The sequence below is a fragment of the Phascolarctobacterium succinatutens genome (assembly GCF_958453765.1).
In the GTDB taxonomy this organism is placed as follows: domain Bacteria; phylum Bacillota; class Negativicutes; order Acidaminococcales; family Acidaminococcaceae; genus Phascolarctobacterium_A; species Phascolarctobacterium_A succinatutens_B.
This window is the reverse complement of the sequence record NZ_CAUDZA010000024.1, coordinates 18,512-37,705: the sequence shown is the minus strand read 5'-3', so window position 1 is coordinate 37,705 and position 19,194 is coordinate 18,512. Positions and strand designations below refer to the sequence as shown.

The window sequence follows — 19,194 nt, the reverse complement described above, 5'->3', positions numbered from 1 at the left end:
CCGGTTACGTCGATATCTGCCAGTTTTGCACCCTTATCAGCATATACGCGATCTTTGGTCGCAATGTAGCCGGTGGTTTCGATAGTACCGTTGGTACCGCTGATGTTTACATTTTTGCCGGTCAGGTCGCCAAGCATGATATCCTTGTTCAGGTTAACCTTGTAAATCTTTTGACCGTCAACATCAGTTTCTTCAACATTGATGTTGGAGCCATTTACAACCTTGCTGTGTTTGCCTGCTTCGGTTGCTACTGCATGCAGCTGGCTGCCGTTTACTGCGTCAGTAGAATCAGCGGTTACTGCGCCTGCTGCTACGCCGGAAATCTTGCCGTCTTCAGCAACAGTTACTTTGCCCAGCTTAGCACCTTTAGTAGTGATTTGGCTGTAGTTGCCGCTTGCATCGCCTACAAACAGCTCACCGTCACGCAGTGCAGAATGACCGGTATATACGCCGTTTTGCAGTACTACGTTGCCGATTTCGCCTGCAGTTGCGGTTACTTTGCCGTCTTTATCTACGGAGAAGTTGTTGTTTGCACCATAGAATGCACCGTTGCTATTTACGAAGAACGGCATAATACCGTTTTCATTTGCAGTACCTACGGACAGGTTGTATTTTGCGTTCAGTGCATTGGTCTGGAGGGAGTTTACACCGGCAATGTTGCCGTTCTGATCAATGGTAACCTTATCGTTAACCTTAACATTGCTGCCATCCAGAACGATGGAGGAAGCGCCGTTAGAGATCTTGTTGCCGGTTACGTCGATATCAGCCAGTTTTGCACCCTTATCAGCATATACGCGATCCTGGGTTGCAATGTAGCCGGTGGTTTCGATAGTACCATTAGTACCACTGATGTTTACATATTTGCCGTTCAAATCGCCAAGCATGATATCCTTGTTCAGGTTAACCTTGTAGAACTTTTGACCGTCAACATCAGTTTCTTCAACATTGACGTTGGAGCCATTTACAACCTTGCTGTGTTTGCCTGCTTCGGTTGCTACTGCATGCAGCTGGCTGCCGTTTACAGCATCGGTGGAATCAGCGGTTACTGCGCCTGCTGCTACACCGGAAATCTTGCCGTCTGCAGCAACAGTTACTTTGCCCAGTTTAGCACCTTTAGTGGTGATTTGGCTGTAATTGCCATCTGCATCGCCTACAAACAGCTCACCGTCACGCAATGCGGTATGTTTATAGAATACACCGTCTTTCAGAACTACGTTGCCGATTACGCCTTCGTCAGCAGTTACTTTGCCAAGTTCAGCCTCAGGAGCAACTAATTTGCCGTCTTTATCTACAACCAATTTGCCGTTTGCAGCATAGAATGCACCGTTGCTGTTTACGAAGAACGGTACAGTGCCGTTTTCATTTGCAGTACCTACGGACAGGTTGTATTTTGCGTTCAGTGCATTGGTCTGGATGGAGTTTACACCGGCAATGTTGCCTTTTTCATCGATAGTTACCTGACCAAGTTTAGCGGATTTCGGAGTGATTTGGCTATAGTTGCCGTCATTATCGCCAATGAACAGTTCGCCGTCACGCAGTGCGCTGTTCTTGTAGAATACGCCATTGTTCAGAACAACATTGCCAACTACACCTTCTTTAGCAGTCAGCTTGTTGATTTCTGCTTCAGGAGCAATTACTTTACCGTCTTTATCTACAGAGAATTTGTTGCCTGCTGCATAGAATGCGCCAGTGCTGTTTACGAAGAACGGCATGATTCCGTTTTCTGCCGCAGTACCTACGGACAGGTTGTATTTGGAATTCAGTGCATTGGTTTGAATGGAGTTTGCATTTACATTGCCGTCTTTATCTACGGAGAACTTGTTGTGTGCACCGTAGAATGCGCCGGTGCTGTTTACGAAGAACGGCATAATTCCGTTGTCTGCTGCAGTACCTACGGACAGGTTGTATTTGGAATTCAGTGCATTGGTTTGAATGGAGTTTGCATTTACATTGCCGTCTTTATCTACGGAGAACTTGTTGTGTGCACCGTAGAATGCGCCAGTGCTGTTTACGAAGAACGGCATGATACCGTTTTCAGCCATAGTACCTACAGACATATTGTATTTAGAGTTCAGGGCGTTGGTTTAAACGGAGTTTGCATTTACATCCGATGCCGGAGCAGCCATCGCCGGAGCCATGCTTGCACAGGTCATAACACCTGTTGCAATCAGCATTGTCAACAGCTTTTTGGTAGAGCAACTTTTGCTGCCATGATTCTTCGCGATTTCGGAGACAACAACGTATGCGTTGCGCGCTTCGCTCCAAACTACTTTAAAAATTTTGTTCATAAAAATTCCTCCCACATAAATATTATTATTTATATACTGTACGTGACACCTGCCACGTATGGAAACAAGTTAAACAACTATTGCATAATTATCCATGCACTGATGTTGCCGTTTGCCAACATCCGCTTTTCTGAAGCAGCACCAGGCAATAAACCTTCGCAAAACAGTTTAAAGTACACTTGAGGCTGTTTTTACTTGTATAACAATTGTAATACATCTTAATTATAGCATTTCCATTTGCATTAAGCAATATGCGAACAAGCACTAATAGTTTAACTATATTATTTTTTAAAAGCACTGTAAACCGTATGTAGACTAAGGTTGACGTGTTTTGGCAGGCCTTTTTTGCAAAAGATTTTCGAAAAATTTTATTTTTATTTTAAAATTAGCTTTAGCAAACTATCAACCGATACTAGCTTTATTACACAGGAGATTGTGTAATATATTGAACAAATCTCTTCTATATTCACTTTTCCTTCCTAATATTCACCATCAGCACCGTTTTTACAAGAGATTTTTGCAACATGTTGCACTTTTCTCTTCTAAACTTGCCTCGCAGCGCCAAATTCGCCGCCCTAAACGCAAAAGCCCCCGAAGCAGGACAAGCCTGCTTCAAGGGCAATCAAACTGAAATGCCAAAACGAACTGCTTTATTTTTCTAAGCTATCACAATCCAGTAAAAAATCATATATGTTCACGGTAAGAATTCCGTATTCATCATAATAGGCCGGGACAATATCCTTTGTAATGATAATTTTTTTGAAGGTATCATCAATATTTTTCAAGGGGCGTACCTCCTGCGCACGTTTCATTTCATCCGGCAAGGAATATGCAGACTGTATATAGTACCTTACTGAGCCCATATTGCAGACAAAATCAACCTCCAGCTGTTTTCTTACTACATTACCGCTGTCATCTCTCACGGCAATAGGCACTACACCCACATCAACGCTGTACCCACGCATGCAAAGCTCATTGTAGATTACATTTTCCATAGAATGAGTTTGTTCAAACTGCCGGAAGTTAATGCGCGCATTACGCAACCCCAGATCAGAAAAATAATATTTCTTCGGAGTATCAATATAGGCCTTGCCCTTTACATCATAGCGCGAAGCTGCTTCAATTAAAAAGGAATCTTCCAGGCAATCCAGATACTTTTTGATAGTAGTAGAAGTAATTTTGGATTTTTTAACACTTTTAAAGGTATTTTTCAGCTTTTCATAATTAGTTAAAGAACCAATGGCCGAAGCCAGTATATTGAGCAAATCCTCCATTTCTCCCTTATTACGGATACGATTGCGTTTATAAATATCACTCAGATAAATTTCACTCAACAAATTCTGCAAAGCAGCAGCTTTTTCAGCGGCTCCCTCCCGCAGTGCAACCACCGGAATTCCTCCGTAAAGCATATATTCCGCCAATCCCATATACTTATCGCCGTGATATACACTCATAAATTCAGCAAAGCTGAGCGGATACATATGCATCTCATCGCCACGTCCGGCAAATTCCGTAATAATATCCTTGGAAAGAAATTTAGCATTACTGCCGGTAACATATACATCCATATTCGCCTTGCGCAAATACCCGTTAAGCACAGCTTCAAAACAGTCCATTTGCTGTACCTCATCCAGCAGCAAATAATACATACCATCATCAACAATACGGCTATTAACATAGTCCATAAACCTTTCCGGATTTACGCCGCGTTTTTCCTTTTCCATTTTGATAAGGCTTTCACCTATTTTTTGCAAATCATCGGCGGAGTCGAAAGCAAAACGGATAATATGCGCATCATCTATACCGCATGAAAGCAGATGCTGATAAAATATGGTGTTCAGCAGATAGGATTTACCGCATCTGCGAATACCTGTAATAATTTTAATCAACCCGTTATGCTTGCGTTTTATCAGCTTGTCCAAATAAAAATCTCTGCGTATTTCCATTAGCTCACCTTCTTTAGAAGAGATTTTTGCAACATGTTGCACTTTTCTCTTCTATTATAGCCTTTTTTCTCCCTGCATTCAATCTCAGCGCCATTTTTAAAAGAGATTTTTGCAACATGTTGCACTTTTCTCTTCTAAATTCGCCTTTTCCTTCCTAATATTCACCCTCAACGCCATTTCTGCAAGAGATTTTTGCAACATGTTGCACTTTTCTCTTCTAAATTAGCATTTTTCTTCCCAATATTCACCCTCAACACTGTTTCTGCAAGAGATTTTTGCAACACGTTGCACTTTTCTCTTCTAAACTTGCCTCGCAGCGCCAAATTCGCCGCCCAAAACGCAAAAGCCCTCGAAGCAGGCAAGCCTGCTTCGAGGGGCATTCATGTTAAAACCTTATTTTGCTTTCGGTCCCAGGCCGTACTTCTTCAAATAACGGTACAGGGTTACACGGCTGACATCTAGCATTGTTGCCAGCTTACTGATATTGCCGCCGGCAGATTTCCAGGCTGCAATAAAGGCTTCCTTGTCATACTTCCAGGAGCGCTCCAAGGTTTTGTCACCGGGCAGCTTAATGTTTTCTGCTTCGATGATGCTGCCGGGAGTGTGGAAGAAGGCCTGCTCGATAACACCCTGCAGCTGCTTGATGTTACCCGGCCAGCTGCAGGACAGCAGCAGGGAAACAGCTTCGGGAGAAAGGCGTTTTTGCGGCAGGTTGTGCTGTGCGGACATTTCCACCAGAATATGCGAAGCGATAACCTCGATATCCTTCACGCGCTCGCGCAGAGGCGGCACGCGCATGGTGGTATCCAGCACCAGCTCATACAGATTGCGGGAGAACAGGCCCTTATCTGCCAGGCGCTTAAGGTTAGAATCGCAGGCAGCGATTACGCGCACATCGAACATACGCGGCTTGCCGCCCTTTTCCGTTGCAGGCAGGCCATGCGTCAGCGCATCAGCCAGCTTGTCGCCCATTTCCAGCGGCAACTTTTCTACCTCGTCGAGGAACAGCGTACCGCCGATAGCAAGCTCCAGCTTGCCTGCGGACTGCTGTCCGTCCTCATCCGTACCGAAGAATTCAGCCTCCAGCTCTGCCATAGATGCGTTGTGACATTTTACCGCAATCAGCGGAGCGGCAGCGCGGGGGCTGGCCTGATGAATGCCGTGTGCCAAACGCTGCTTGCCGGTACCGGGCTCGCCCTGCAGCAGGATGTTGTGGTCGGTGCGGGCAACGCGGCTTGCCTTATGCTGCAGCGCCAAAAATTCGCTGGTTTCACCAACCATGCTGTACAGGCTGTAACGGCTGCTGTAGCCTGTTGCATGGGCGATGGTTGTTTTCAAATCCTCAATGGACATGGAAAGCACCAAAGCACTTTCTACCTCGCTGCCAACCTTAATAGGCATAACGGTGGTAATATCCTCAAAGGTTCTGTCTTGGGTAATCCAAGTGATTTCACGACGCTGTGTTGCTACGCCATGCAACGCTTTTTTGATAGGAATATGCTCGTAGTTCAGGAACACGTCCTCCAGACGCTCGTGTCCTTCCAGACGCTTGCGGCCGTTTTCGTTACAGTATTTCACGCTGCCGTCCTTGCCCAGCCAGTAAACAGTTACCGGCAGCTGTTCCATCATAATGCGGTTGATGCTCCAGGCCTCCAGCATGTTCAGGTGCTGTTCGATGGAATATTTCATCGTCATCAGCAGGCTCAAAAGCAAATCATAGGGCAAATCGTTCTGATCCAAGGAAAAGAAGGAAATAATATAGCGGATTTTGCCGTTTACGCAGATAGGCGCACTGCAGGCATCGCCGGAATGGCTGTCCTTAATCCACATTTCCGGACCGAACATCAAAAAGGGCACGTTATGCTCGCGCGCAATGCTGATGCTAGAGGTACCAACATCCTCCTCCAGAACACGCATGCCCTGAATATCCTCGATAATGCGTTGGAAAAACGGCATAGCGTAGTTTTTGATTACATAGCCGTTTTCATCAATCAACAGCATACTCAGATTATGGATATTGAAATGCTGCTTGCTTTGCTCATAAAGACCGTCAACGTATTTAACGATGAACTCATGTGTCTTTTGGTGTGCGATAATCTCTTCGTGGCTCAGCTTATTGATTTTGGGCATAGTTTCGTGCGGCAGATGCATAGCACGGCAACGCTGCCAGCTGTCGGCAACCCACGGATGCACGTTGGGGTCAACAATACCCTCTTCCATAAACTTTCTGTAATAAGAAGCCAGCTTATCCTTATTTCTTCTCTCACGAATCATATTTTATACCCTCCCCCGCTGTCCGGCAGTCGGCTGCCGTCAGCAGAACTTTTATTTATAAACCTCGCCGTTCGTAATCAACACCCGGCGTGCTCCATAATAGCGTTGTTTCCAGTAATCGTCCTTCAACGACGAAAGCATTACACCCTTGGACGAGGATGCGCTCCAAAATTGTCCGTCACCGGCATAAATACCCACATGCGACGCGCCCGCGGCGTAGGTGGTAAAGAATACCAGGTCACCGGGCCGCAGCTGCTTCTGCGTTACAAAAATTCCCTGTAACGCCTGCTCGTCTGCCAATCGCGGCAGCTTGGCCTTGCAGTCCTTAAACACATACTGCACATAGCCTGAGCAGTCAAAGCCCTTGGTCGTGGTTCCGCCGAACACATAGGGAACACCCTTGTATTTGGCGGCACGGCTGACGATTTCCTTGCCCTTAACCTTGGGGATGCCCTCCTTGGCAAAGGCCTCCCAGGTCAGCTTCTGATAGGTTGCATCATTCAGCTCGCCATCCGCCTTCAGCTTGTGCTGCTTCTGGAAGCTTTTCAGCGCAGTGCTGGTAGCCTCCGTCATGCGTCCGCTGGGGCGTTCGTCACTGAAGCCCAGCACCTGCAGCTTTTGCTGTGCCACCTTCAGGCGCCAGTTGCTTTGCTGCACCTGCACCTTAGACTGCTTTTCCTTCGTTTTTTTAGACTTTTTCTTTGCGGTTTTCTTCGCCTTTTTCTCAGGCTTCGCCTGCTTGGACGCCTTCACTGCGGCAGCAGGCTTGGCTGCGGTATCGGCCTTGACGGCAACAGGCTCCGGCACCGCCTTCACAGGCTGCGCCTCGCTTACGGCCGGCGGCGTTGCCACCGGTGCCTTATGCGGTTTGTTGCTGACAATAGGCGCTGCAGCCTGTGCCTGCCATGGCAGGCTGCAGGCCAGCATGATTACTGTAAGCACAGAAGCCAGCTTCTTTTTCATCTTCATCAGCCCCGCTCAAATGCAAAATTAAAAATTAATTGTAGTTATATACGTCCCAGCTTTTCAGCTTGCTCAGCTGAGCAATACTGTAATCTATATCGCGCAGCAGACGCTGCTTGTCATGCGGCAGCGTTGCTGCCAGCTGAACGTAGTTTGATACATGGTTACTGCGGAAAAGGCAGTGCCTGTCCGCAGGTAAATCTATATTTTCTATTATCAGCTTCAGCTCGCGCATCAGTCCTGCCGGTGAAAGCGGATTGAATTTGCCTGCCTCGTACTGGTCCAGCAGCTCGCTGCCGCGGTACAGCATCAGGCAAAGTGCACTCAAATGCGTCGGCTTGATAATATTAATCGCCTTAGCAGTCGCCAGTGCGTGGCGTTCACTGCCATCTGCACCTGCCAGGCCCAGAATAATCATCATGGACAGCTTCATGCCGCTGGCGGTAACTCTGCGGCCTGCTTCAATCGCCTGCTCGGCATCAACGCCCTTGTTGACAGCCTTCAGCGTAGCATCGTCGCCTGTTTCCATGCCGTAATACAAAAGCTTCAGGCCTGCTTCCTTCAGCTGGCGCAGCTCCTCCTCGCTCTTGCGCAGGATATCCTTAGGCGCAGCATAGCTGGCAACGCGCTGCAGATGCGGAAACTGCTCGCGCAGCACCTGCAGAATCTTCAGCAGCTTGGCCGTAGGCAGCACCAAAGCATCGCCGTCCGCCAAAAAGACGCGACGCACCTTGTTCTTGCCGTAATGGGCCGCCAGCGCTATCTGACGGGAAATTTCTTCATCCTTTAAAATCTGAAAGGGAACACCTCTGTACATGTTGCAGTAGGTGCATTTATTATGTGCGCAGCCGCGCGTAACGCGCAAAATAAAGCTGCGTGCCTCACTGGGAGGTCTGAAGACTGGTGTGTCATAAGAATCAAAAAACATTTCTACTATTCTACCTCATTTTACTTTGATTGATTTGGCGCCAGTTTGAGATCTCAGAAATTTTGTAAAGTATAGTACACTTTAATATTATTATACTAGATTTTTCGCCATTTGTAACGTCCAACTGAAAACTTTTTGTTACTTTTTTTACAGAGATTCTGTGAAACATTGTCAGAGTGTAAAATAACTGTGATTTCCCGCGCCTGCAGGCAACGGCAAGGACGCTTGGGCAGGCAAAAACGGACGTAACAGCATATACCCGCACACAAAAAAATACGCCTGCGGGCACAAGCAACAGCATCGCCGCAGGCGCACCAAGGAGGCTGACACAAGTCAGCCTCCGATGCTTCATATTATTTTTTCGGTAAGCATAACGCTTTACAGCATCAGCTTATCATTTGCGTTTTCTGCGCAGGAAGAAGAAGGCAGCGCCACCGATGATAATAACGCCGCCGATAATCGTCAGCCAGCCAAAGCCATCATCGTCATCCTCATTTTCTTCCTCATCCTCGGCAGCAGGCAGCTCCGCAGTGCCCACAGCCACCGGCCATTGGCTCTTCATCTCGCCGTGGACTGCCGTAACGGTAACAACGCCGTCAGCCTTGCCGATCAGCTTGCCATCTTCGATAACGGCAATTTTTTCATCGCTCACGCTCCACTCCGGTGTCACGCCGTCAGCCTCGCCCACAACGTAGGCCTCCAGCTTCAGCGCCTCGTCTATTCCCAAGTGCGCCGGCAGATTCGGAGCCTCCAGCTTCGGCTCATAGGCGGTAATCTGCGTCATAAAGGCCTTTTCGCCCTTTTCCAGCAGCAGCTTGCCGGTAATCGTTGCAGTTCCCGGCTTCACAGCCAAAAGCTGCACATCGCCGTCCACCTTTACTATATCACTATTGGAGGAACGCAGGTCAGTTACATTATAGCCTACGCAGCCCGGCAGCGAAGCAACTATGCGTGTACGCTCTCCCACCTTCAGGCTGGCCTCCTCCGGAGCCACCGTCACCAACGGACTAAGCTCGGAGGCTGCGGTTGCAGGCAGGTCGGGCGCATCCTCGTCGCCCTCCAGCTCGCCGCTTTCGATTGCAGGGCCTTCAAGCTCCTCTTCTTCTACAAGCGGTGCTCTTTTGGCAGCCAGCATATTGATCGGGTCACCGTAAATAAGGCTTACCTCATCCTCTTTATCGTTGCGGTACACAGCGCTCAAATCGGCAGCTACCAAAAATTTGGCAATAACCTCGCCCTCATCATCCAGCGCCGTCAGCTGGTAGAACCAGCCGTCCACAGGCTCCTCCGCATAGAGCAGCTTATAATCATCAACATCCTCCGGCAAGCCCGTCTGCTTTTCCGGCAGGCCGGCAAGCAGCGCGGCGGCAGCAGCCTCGGATACATCAAAGCTGTCCTCGTTAAATCTGTATTCACCCTGAACATCAAGCGGCAGCGGTCCGTCCTGGTAGGCGGTAATGCTCTTGTCCTTCAGTACGAAGCGCAGCTCTACCGTATCATTATTTTGGTAATCAACCTCGGCAATACCGTCGCCATCTTCATTAATTTCAAAAACACCGGCAGTAACGAAATCCTCCGCACTGTCCTCTTCCTCGCTGCCACGCATAACCTTCAGCTCGTAAAGATATTTATCGTCGCCCAAGGGCTTGATATTCAGCACGCCGTTATTATACTGGCTGCTTTCGGTCCACACATAGCAGCCTGCCGTATTCTTCCAGTCATTTTTGGAGGCGGCGCCTGCCTGCAGCGTCAGACTGCACAGCAGCAGGGTAAGCATAACAGCTACGATAATACGCATCATTTTTTCTTTCATTATGCTCCCCTCCTCAAATGCTCAGACGGAACTTGGCAGTCTTGGGATTAACGCCGTCCATCCAATACTTCACTGTATATACGCCCTTAGCACTTTTTTTGCCGCTGTTGCCGCTCGCCCAGCCGTTCCAGCTGAAAGCAAAATCCTGATTGGCGTTTCTTGCCTTATATTTCGTGCTATAGACTAGCTTGTTGTTTTTATTGAAAATCTGGGCATAGCAGGTCTTGCCCGTAGAATTGTTCTTTTTGAAATACAGGCGCTGGTAAACATCACCGTTGCCCTTGCGGATAATCTTGGACGCACGGAACTGCATCTTGCTCTGCGGCTTGTAGCTGATGTTGACTGTCTTTTTAACCGCACCGCCCTTGCCAAAGCTGCTGGTCGTTACCAAGCGATATCTGCCGGGCTTCAGGTTTTTCATATCATAGCTGTAGGGTACAAAGCGGAAATATTTATCACCGTCATAGTACCATTTTTTCAGCTCGCGCTGCTTCCAGCGCACAACAACCTTATTATCCTTGTTGAGCAGCACCGCCTTATCCTTCATAGGCCCCTTGCCCTCTACATAACGCTGCACATTCAGCTTGGTGCCGTTTACCTTGATAGTTGTTTTGTACTGCGTTGCCGCCCACGCCAATGCCGTAAAAGCCACGAGCATCGCCAGGCACGCCCCGAGCACAACCTTCAGCCGTTTCATTTTTCCGCCTCCTAACCGCCGGATATAAAAAGACCCGGCATATACTTCTTCATTTACAGTATATACCGAGTCAATATTAACTATAAGTAACCTTTAGTTAAGAGTTGGGGAAAAAGCGCTCCAGCTGATGTCTTTTATTTTTGGCCGCCGCATCAATCTGCAGCTTGGCAAAAATTTTGTTGAGATATTGCTTAATCGTCCCCTCCGACAGCGACAATCTTTGCGCAATCTCCCTGTTCGTATGACGTGCTGCAGCCAACTGCGCTATCTGTAGCTCCTGCTCCGTCAGCTCCTGCAGGCCTGCTTCGGCAAAGCGTGCGGACATAATCTGTCCCCGGCCCGCTTCCAGCTGCTGCCCCAGGTGCAGCGCCGCTGCCGCCGCTGCTGAAAATTCACCTTGCAGCTCCTGCTCCAGATAAGGACGCAGCAGCGCTATGTTCTGTGCCAACGGCAGCACAAGCTTATCCGCCTCAGCCATTTCCAGCGCCTGCTTCAGCGAAGCACGGCAGCTTGTTACATCGCCTCTGCCGGCAAAGGCCGCCGCCCTTTGCACCTGCAAATACAGCAGGCACAAGAAATTACTGTAGGGACGGCATTCCTGCTCCCAGTCGGACCAGCGCACCAAAAGCTCCGTATACTGCCCTTGTGCCAGCAGGCACTGGGCACTGATATAGTTGCGGCAGGGACGCGCCGGATAAAGCACCGAAGGCTGCTGTCCGTTTCCGTCCGTCAGCCACTCCGGGATATATTCCGGCTTGCCCAGCAATGCATAGTAAAAGCCGGCGCACATATCGGCAGTATTCAGCAGCATGCTCTGCTTCCAGGGCTGCAGCTGCCACTGATGGCGGCTGTAGGCCTCCGCCTTACTGCTGTAAACGCCGCGAAAAAGATCGCGCTGCATCTCCATAAAATCACAGCAGATAGTAATACACTCCTGCCCATGCTTTTCCGCCTGATAATACGCCTTCTGCAGAGGCATATCCACTTCGTCAATGCGTCCCTGCAGCAAAAGTGCTTCCGCCTCCGTCAGCTCGGCAGCTCCGGCACCGTGCCAGCCGCTCAGCAGATAGTACGGTGGCATGCATTCCTGCATATCCTCCACCGTCTGCCGCAGACTGCAGCCCGTGCGTAAATACAGCCCCAGAACACTGGGCGCGCCGAAGGTCCAGATGCCTTGCTTGCTGAGCGTCTGCGGAGCTCCGCTCAGCAGCTTGTAGGCACGCCTGTGATGCTCGCTCATACCGGTGATGCTGTTGAAGGCCAAAAAGCTCAGAATAACCTCCAGCTCGCCGTAATAATTATCGCGCTCACGCTGGCTGAGCGCAGTATTGCGCTCCAACGCCGTCACGTACCATTCCTTGACCTGCAGCATTTCCGGCACCATGTTCAGCGAAAACATACGGCGCATAATAATCAGCACCGCCTGCGGATACTGCCACAAGATTTCCGGCGGACATTCTCGCAGCCAGTCGAAAAGATGCTGCCTGTGCTGCGGGCGCATCGACCAGTCGCGCAGCTGCTGCACTGCAGCCAGCAGGCCGTCAAAATCACGGCCGCGGTACAGCCAGTCCAGCGCTTCCTCGTACTCCTTCTGCTGTGCGTACCATTGTCCCAGTCGACGGAAGTACAATTGCTGCTCTGGCTCCGGCAACAGACCGAAGGCGTGACGCGTGGCCTGCTTCAGCATATGGTGACACCGCAGTCTGCCGTTGGCCAGCCTGATAATAAAGGCATTGCATTCCAGCAGTCTGCTTACAGACTCTCTGCAGCTTGCGCCGTAGGCATAGGCCACCTGCTCCGGCGTAAATTCCTCCGGCTGCCCCATAAGCAGCAGCAAGCGCTGCTGCTCCGACGGCAGCGGCCGCAGCAGTACATTGGCTATCATCTCATAAACGCTGCCTGTATCAAGGCAAAAGCGCTGATACCTGTCGTAGTTCAAAAAGTTAAGATAGGTAACGGAAAACCAGCCCTCGCAGGCCTCATGCAAAGCATCCAGCTGCTGCGTTGTAAGCTGCAGGCCGCATCTGCTGCTGTATTCCGCCAGCTCGTCACGCTGCAGCGCCAGGTCATGCTTATCAAGGCAAAAGACCTTACGTCCCAGCTCCAGCAGACGGCTGCCGTCAAAAATCTGCCCTCTGCTTACCAGCAGCAGGTGCAAATCAGCAAAGCCTGCCTTGCTCAGAGCAAAGAGAAAATCAATCGCCTCGCTGCTCTCCAGCAGATGCAAATCATCTATAAACCAATAGACAGGCTCCTGCGGCAGCAGCTGACGGAACAGCTCCAGTACCAGCGTTCTTGCGTTAGCATCGGCAGGCAAAGACTGCTGCAGTAGCGCAGCGCCCAGTTCCGTATTTTGCCAGCTGTGGCACACTCCCTGCCAGAAGGCTTCGGCACCGGCGCCGTAAATGCTTTGGCGCAGCACCTTTTTGCCGCAGCGCTCCTGCTCCTGCAAAAAGTACTGCACTGCCAGTGTTTTGCCATAGCCCATGGGAGCAACAACCAGCGTTGTTCCCGCTGTCTGCAGCTCTGCCAAAAGCTCTTTTATTCTCTTGGAATAATATAAATTATTGAGCCTTTTCATAGTATTTTTACTTAATTACGTTCTGCGGTGCTCCCGCCAGCCATTTTTCGATGTTGGCAAAAACGATATCGGCACGTGCAGCCAGTGCTTCGGCGCTGGCGAAGGCCACGTGCGGTGTCAGCACGGTGTTCTTCGCATGGCACAGAGGATGCTCCGGTGCAATCGGCGGCTCGCCCTCAAACACATCAATGCCTGCGCCCGCCAATCTTCCTTCGTTCAGCGCCTGTGCCAGCGCCTCGCTGTCCACAACAGGACCGCGCGCAGTATTCAGCAGTACGGCAGTCGGCTTCATCTTGGCAATAGCCTCGGCATTAATCAGTCCGCGGGTTGCGTCCGTCAGCGGCACATGCAGGCTGATAAAATCGCTGGCAGCCAAAAGCTCATCCAGACTTACATAGCTTACACCGTCAGCCTGCAGCTCTGCCTTCGGAGTACGGCTGTAGGCCAGCACCCTGCAGCCGAAGGCAGCGGCAATCTTCGCCACTCTGCTGCCAATCGCACCGGTGCCGACTACGCCGAAGGTTTTGCCGAAAAGCTCAAAGCCTACCAGGCCATCCTTCGTTCCTGCCTGACGGCAGCGTGCATCACAAGGAACGATGTTGCGGATAACGCTGATAGCCAAACCGAAGGTCAGCTCTGCTACCGCATTGGTGGAATAGCCTGCGGCATTGCACACTAAAATTCCGCGCTCACGGCAGGCAGCCAGCGCAATATGGTCTACGCCGGTAAAGGCTACAGACAGCATTTTTAAATTATGGCAGGCGTTGATAATCTCCGCCCTCAGCGGCTGGTTGGCCAGCATGATAATATCGGCCTGCTGCACACGCGCCAGCAGCTTCGTCTGGTCTGTTTCCTTTGCGGTATAATAAACGAAATCATGGCCTGCAGCCTGCAACGGCGCTGCCAATGCATTTATCTGTTCCATCTTTACGCCTAACGGCTCCATAACTACTATTTTCATCAAAGCACCTCCGAAAAAGTCTGTAAAATCTTTGCTTATCACTTACATATTACTACCGCAGGAATTGATTAGCAAGGAGGAAATTTTCAGGACTATATTCTGTTTTGCCGGAATTTGTATCCGCAAATACAAAAAAGCCGTTCTTCTTTCGAAGAACGGCATATTTTCGTTGGTGATCCACCCGAGACTCGAACTCGGGACACCCTGATTAAAAGTCAGGTGCTCTACCAACTGAGCTAGTGAATCATTTGTCGCCATAAATTAGCAACATTAATAGTATACAGACTAACACAAGGAAAGTCAAGTACTTTTTTAAAATATTTTTGCTGTTTTTCAGCAACCTAAGCTTACAGCAGCTCTTTCAGAACGATAGTCTGCTCGCGGTTAGGACCAACGGAGATAATACCCAGCTCAACACCGGATACCTCGCTGATTTTAGCCAGATATTTTTTAGCGTTTTCCGGCAGCTCGTCATAGTTGCGGATGCCGCTGATGTCGGTCATCCAGCCGTCGAACTCTTCGAAAATCGGCTCAACCTTAGCCAGAACGTTCAGGCTTGCAGGAATGCGTTTGAGAACCTCATCGCCAATCTTGTAGCCAACGCACATTTTAATCTTCGGCATTTGGTCGAGGATGTCCAGACGGGTAATTGCCAGATAATCCAGGCTGTTCAGGCGTGCGCTGTAACGCAACATGAAAGCATCCAGCCAGCCGCAGCGACGCGGGCGACCGGTTACGGTGCCGTATTCATGGCCGGTTTCGCGGATTTGGTTGCCGGGGCCATCGGTATCCAGCAGCTCGGTGATGAAGGGGCCTTCACCAACGCGGGTGGTATAAGCCTTAACTACGCCGACAACATGGTCGATGAAGCGGGGACCTACGCCACTGCCGGTGCAGGCATTACCTGCAGTCGGGTTGGAGCTGGTAACATACGGATAGGTACCATGGTCGATATCGAGGAAGGTAGCCTGTGCGCCTTCAAACAGAACGTTTTTGCCGGCACTGAACAGCTCATCCATAACAACGCCGGTATCGGCAACGTACGGACGCAGCTCTTCTGCATAAGCCAGATATTCCTTCAGTACGGTATCATAGTCAAACGGTTCTGCACCGTAAATTTTGGTGATAATAGCATTTTTTGCTTCCAGATTAACCTTCAGCTTATCAGCAAAGGTTTCGGGCTCCATCAAATCGCAGATACGGATGCCTACACGAGCAACCTTATCCATGTAGCAGGGGCCGATGCCACCTTTGGTGGTGCCGATTTTGTGATTGCCCAGTGCTTCCTCCTGCAGCTCATCAAGACGTTGATGATACGGCAGAACAACGTGTGCACGGTCAGAAATAACCAGATTGCTGCAATCAATGCCCTTTTCCTTCATGCCGGCGATTTCAGCCAGCACAACGCCGGGGTTGATTACAACGCCGTTGCCCAGAACGTTAGTCTTATCATTGAACAGTACGCCGGAGGGCAGCAGACGCAGCTTATAATTAATGTTGTTAACTACAACGGTATGGCCTGCATTGGAGCCGCCGCTGTAACGAACTACAGCGTCAGCCTTTTGCGCCAAATAGTCAACAATTTTACCTTTACCCTCATCGCCCCATTGGGCGCCTAAAACTACAACAGATGACATTAGCAGTCACTCCTTATCAAAATTATAAACCAAATCTAGCAAAAATCTCGTCAACGTGGCGCAGCATCGGTTTCGGATCGAAGCAATGCTCAACCTCTTCGTCGGTCAGATATTTTTTGATATCCGGGTCAGCTTCAACGTTGGTCTTGAAGTCAGCGCCTTGCAGCCAACGTGCCATAGCGTTGCGTTGTACCCATTTGTAAGCGTCCTCACGCAGTACACCTTTGGTAACCAGAGCAATCAGCAGGTTTTGGCTGAAAATCAGGCCGCCGGTTTTGTTCATGTTGGCAATCATTGCATCAGGATATACCAGCAGCTTGTCGATGATGTTGGAGAATTTACGCAGCATATGGTCCAGAGCAATAGTTGCGTCCGGCAGAATAACGCGCTCTACGGAAGAATGGGAGATATCGCGTTCATGCCACAGGGTTACATCCTCCAGAGCTGCTACTGCATAGCCGCGCAGCAGGCGAGCCATACCGGAAACCTTTTCACAGGTGATAGGATTACGTTTATGCGGCATAGCGGAAGAACCCTTTTGACCGGGTGCAAAATATTCTTCAGCTTCACGGATATCGGTACGTTGCAGGTTACGGATTTCGGTTGCCATCTTATCCAGAGAGGAACCGATGATTGCCAGAGTAGTCATGAAATGTGCATGACGGTCACGTTGGATAACCTGGGTTGCCAGGCGTACCGGAGTGAGCTCCAGCTTTTCGCAGACATATTTTTCTACAAACGGATCGATGTTGGAGTAAGTGCCTACAGCACCGGACAGCTTGCCGACTGCCATCATTTCACGCGCTTGTTTCAGACGTTCAATGTTACGCTCGATTTCAGCGGACCACAGCAGGAATTTCATACCGAAGGTCATCGGTTCTGCGTGGATGCCGTGAGTACGGCCGATCATAACGGTATATTTGAATTCAGCGGCACGACGGCGCAGAATTTCATGGAAGTTTACCAGATGACGCATAATCAGGTCTGCGGATTGTACGGTCATGTAGCACAGTGCGGTATCCTTTACGTCACTGGAGGTAAGGCCTTTATGAATATATTTGGACGCATCGCCAACATACTCAGCCACATTAGTCAGGAAAGCAATAACATCATGGTTGGTAACTGCTTCAATTTCCTTAATGCGGTCCAGACGGAAGTCAGCCTTCGTCTGAATATCCTTCAGCGCTTCGTCAGGCACAATGCCCAGTTTGTTCATAGCCTCGCAAGCCAGAATTTCTACCTTCAGCATGGTACGGAATTCATTTTCGAGTGTCCAGATATTACCCATTTCAGGATGAGTATAACGATCAATCATTTTTGTATGCCTCCCAAGACAATTTTATTCATGAAAAAACATCTGAAAGCCACAGATATTACCTTCAGATTCTTCACTACACTTTGTTGCATAAATATCATATCATTTTCCGCGTCTTATCGCAAGCTTTATGAACATTTTTTGTTGATTTTAGGTAAAATATTCGGTTTTTCTTCGCAGCTTCCTTGTAAGCTTTTTTACACTTATCAGAAAAAATCTTTTGCCAAGAGAACAATTTTCACGCTTTTAACCCCCATCAGGCAATGCTCCATGCAATACTTAAAAAGTCCCGAGATGTTAAAATCCCGGGACTTTTATTATATCGCTGTATTTTATGCTCAGCTTTCGCGCTTCGTAAAGCCGACAAACTTGGTGAACTGCTTTTGGAAGAACAGATTAACGGTATCTACCGGACCGTTACGATGCTTAGCAATAATCAGCTCGGTGTGCTTGTTTTCCGTTTCCGGATTGTAGTAATCCTCGCGGTACAGGAATGCTACGATATCCGCATCCTGCTCCAGAGAACCTGATTCACGCAGGTCACTGAGCATAGGACGTTTAACCTGACGCGATTCAACGCTACGGCTCAGCTGTGACAGCGCCAGCACCGGCACATCCAGCTCACGCGCCAAGGCCTTCAGTGAGCGGGAAATTTCCGAAACCTCCTGCTGACGGTCGCCGGAATAATTGCGCTTGCCGCTGCCCTGCATCAGCTGCAGGTAATCGACTACAATCAAATCCAGCCCATGCTCTGCCTTCAGGCGGCGCGCACGGCTGCGCATATCCATCGCCGTAATGCCCGCCGTATCATCAATATAGATTTTCGCACGGCTCATCGTATCGCAGGCATCCCAAAGGTGCGTCCAGTCCTCGTCATGCATCTCGCCTACGCGCAGCCGCTGGCTGTCGATGCCCGCTTCGGCGCACAGCATACGGTTAACCAGCTGCTCCTTGCTCATTTCCAGGCTGAAGAAGGCTACACTGCGCGGTTCGCCGCCGATAACCTTGTGCGCACGCAGCGCTACGTTCTGCACAATGTTCAGCGCCAGCGCAGTTTTACCCATGGAAGGACGCGCTGCCAGAATAATAAAATCGGAAGGATGCAGACCGCTCGTCAGCTTGTCCAAATCCGCAAAGCCTGCCGGCAGACCTGTAAGACCGCCCTTGTTCTGCAGCAGACTTTCGATGCTCTGCACGCTGTCCATCAATACGTCGTTAATTGCTGTAAAATCCGTCTTTTTCTTGCGGTTGGAAATCTCCAAAATGCGGCTTTCCGCAGTATCCAGCAGCGTACCAACATCCTCATTGGCCTCATAGCCCATAGCCGCAATTTCGGTAGAAACGCGCACAAGCTGACGCAGAACCGATTTTTCGGCAACAATATCCGCATGGTATTTAACGTTGGCCGCCGTCAGCACCACATTCGCCAGACTGGTGATGTAGGCAATGCCGCCGATGTCCTCCAGCTTATTGTCACGCTTGAGGATTTCCGTAACAGTAACCATATCTACTGCTTCATTTTTATTATAAAGCTCCAGCATCGCACTAAAGATAACGCGATGCGCTTCGCGGTAAAAATCATCCGCCGACAGCACTTCGGTCGCCTTGGCAATAGCTTCTTTATCAATAAGCATCGCGCCAAGCACAGCCTGCTCCGCTTCTATATTTTGCGGTGGCACTCTTTCTTCAATCACTCGCTTCTACCTCCTGTCAGTAATCTTTTCATTCATATTATTATACATTATTTGCTACAAAGCTGAAAGCTTTTTATTTGAACAGTATCAATGCTAA

12 protein-coding genes, 1 tRNA gene and 1 pseudogene are annotated in these 19,194 nt (G+C 49.5%); all 14 read right to left on the bottom strand.

Annotation, left to right across the window (positions count from 1 at the left end; genetic code table 11):
• Positions 1-2,042 (bottom strand): annotated as a pseudogene (locus tag Q7Q81_RS08975) (hypothetical protein); the annotation flags it as partial.
• A 42-nt stretch (positions 2,043-2,084) separates the two neighbouring features.
• Entirely contained in the window at positions 2,085-2,288 is a 204-nt protein-coding gene (locus Q7Q81_RS08970) for an ESPR domain-containing protein (protein ID WP_304275452.1), read from the bottom strand.
• Between the two features lie 650 nt (positions 2,289-2,938).
• Entirely contained in the window at positions 2,939-4,234 is a 1,296-nt protein-coding gene (locus Q7Q81_RS08965; protein ID WP_304275449.1) for an ATP-binding protein, read from the bottom strand.
• Positions 4,235-4,627: 393 nt separating this feature from the next.
• Complete coding sequence (locus Q7Q81_RS08960) at positions 4,628-6,508, bottom strand: sigma-54-dependent Fis family transcriptional regulator (protein ID WP_304275447.1); 1,881 nt, start codon at positions 6,506-6,508, stop codon at positions 4,628-4,630.
• Positions 6,509-6,559: 51 nt separating this feature from the next.
• Complete coding sequence (locus Q7Q81_RS08955) at positions 6,560-7,477, bottom strand: C40 family peptidase (protein WP_304275444.1); 918 nt, start codon at positions 7,475-7,477, stop codon at positions 6,560-6,562.
• A gap of 28 nt (positions 7,478-7,505) precedes the next feature.
• Positions 7,506-8,399, bottom strand: a complete 894-nt coding sequence (locus Q7Q81_RS08950) for a radical SAM protein (RefSeq protein WP_304275441.1) — start codon at positions 8,397-8,399, stop codon at positions 7,506-7,508.
• Between the two features lie 394 nt (positions 8,400-8,793).
• A complete protein-coding gene (locus Q7Q81_RS08945) occupies positions 8,794-10,212 on the bottom strand; it encodes an Ig-like domain-containing protein (protein ID WP_304275438.1) in 1,419 nt (472 codons plus the stop codon).
• A 13-nt stretch (positions 10,213-10,225) separates the two neighbouring features.
• Positions 10,226-10,909, bottom strand: coding sequence for a hypothetical protein (locus tag Q7Q81_RS08940; RefSeq protein WP_304275434.1), 684 nt, complete (start codon positions 10,907-10,909; stop codon positions 10,226-10,228).
• Between the two features lie 97 nt (positions 10,910-11,006).
• Complete coding sequence (locus Q7Q81_RS08935; RefSeq protein WP_304275431.1) at positions 11,007-13,490, bottom strand: LuxR C-terminal-related transcriptional regulator; 2,484 nt, start codon at positions 13,488-13,490, stop codon at positions 11,007-11,009.
• A gap of 7 nt (positions 13,491-13,497) precedes the next feature.
• Positions 13,498-14,451, bottom strand: coding sequence for a 2-hydroxyacid dehydrogenase (locus Q7Q81_RS08930; protein ID WP_304275428.1), 954 nt, complete (start codon positions 14,449-14,451; stop codon positions 13,498-13,500).
• Between the two features lie 170 nt (positions 14,452-14,621).
• Positions 14,622-14,697: transfer RNA gene (locus Q7Q81_RS08925), tRNA-Lys, on the bottom strand.
• Between the two features lie 101 nt (positions 14,698-14,798).
• Entirely contained in the window at positions 14,799-16,088 is a 1,290-nt protein-coding gene (locus Q7Q81_RS08920; RefSeq protein WP_293392218.1) for an adenylosuccinate synthase, read from the bottom strand.
• Positions 16,089-16,110: 22 nt separating this feature from the next.
• Entirely contained in the window at positions 16,111-17,403 is a 1,293-nt protein-coding gene (gene purB / locus Q7Q81_RS08915; protein WP_021719764.1) for an adenylosuccinate lyase, read from the bottom strand.
• A gap of 338 nt (positions 17,404-17,741) precedes the next feature.
• Positions 17,742-19,094: a replicative DNA helicase gene (gene dnaB, locus Q7Q81_RS08910; RefSeq protein ID WP_246869452.1), complete on the bottom strand. Its 1,353-nt coding sequence runs from the start codon at positions 19,092-19,094 to the stop codon at positions 17,742-17,744.
• Positions 19,095-19,194: the final 100 nt, after the last annotated feature.

Excerpts from the sequence above, each read along its gene's own strand:
- Q7Q81_RS08930 (WP_304275428.1), bottom strand. The coding sequence starts at position 14,451 with ATGAAAATAGTAGTTATGGAGCCGTTAGGCGTAAAGATGGAACAGATA.
- Q7Q81_RS08950 (WP_304275441.1), bottom strand. The coding sequence starts at position 8,399 with ATGTTTTTTGATTCTTATGACACACCAGTCTTCAGACCTCCCAGTGAG.
- Q7Q81_RS08955 (WP_304275444.1), bottom strand. The coding sequence starts at position 7,477 with ATGAAGATGAAAAAGAAGCTGGCTTCTGTGCTTACAGTAATCATGCTG.
- Q7Q81_RS08970 (WP_304275452.1), bottom strand. The coding sequence starts at position 2,288 with ATGAACAAAATTTTTAAAGTAGTTTGGAGCGAAGCGCGCAACGCATAC.
- Q7Q81_RS08965 (WP_304275449.1), bottom strand. The coding sequence starts at position 4,234 with ATGGAAATACGCAGAGATTTTTATTTGGACAAGCTGATAAAACGCAAG.
- Q7Q81_RS08920 (WP_293392218.1), bottom strand. The coding sequence starts at position 16,088 with ATGTCATCTGTTGTAGTTTTAGGCGCCCAATGGGGCGATGAGGGTAAA.
- Q7Q81_RS08935 (WP_304275431.1), bottom strand. The coding sequence starts at position 13,490 with ATGAAAAGGCTCAATAATTTATATTATTCCAAGAGAATAAAAGAGCTT.
- Q7Q81_RS08940 (WP_304275434.1), bottom strand. The coding sequence starts at position 10,909 with ATGAAACGGCTGAAGGTTGTGCTCGGGGCGTGCCTGGCGATGCTCGTG.
- purB (WP_021719764.1), bottom strand. The coding sequence starts at position 17,403 with ATGATTGATCGTTATACTCATCCTGAAATGGGTAATATCTGGACACTC.
- Q7Q81_RS08960 (WP_304275447.1), bottom strand. The coding sequence starts at position 6,508 with ATGATTCGTGAGAGAAGAAATAAGGATAAGCTGGCTTCTTATTACAGA.
- Q7Q81_RS08945 (WP_304275438.1), bottom strand. The coding sequence starts at position 10,212 with ATGAAAGAAAAAATGATGCGTATTATCGTAGCTGTTATGCTTACCCTG.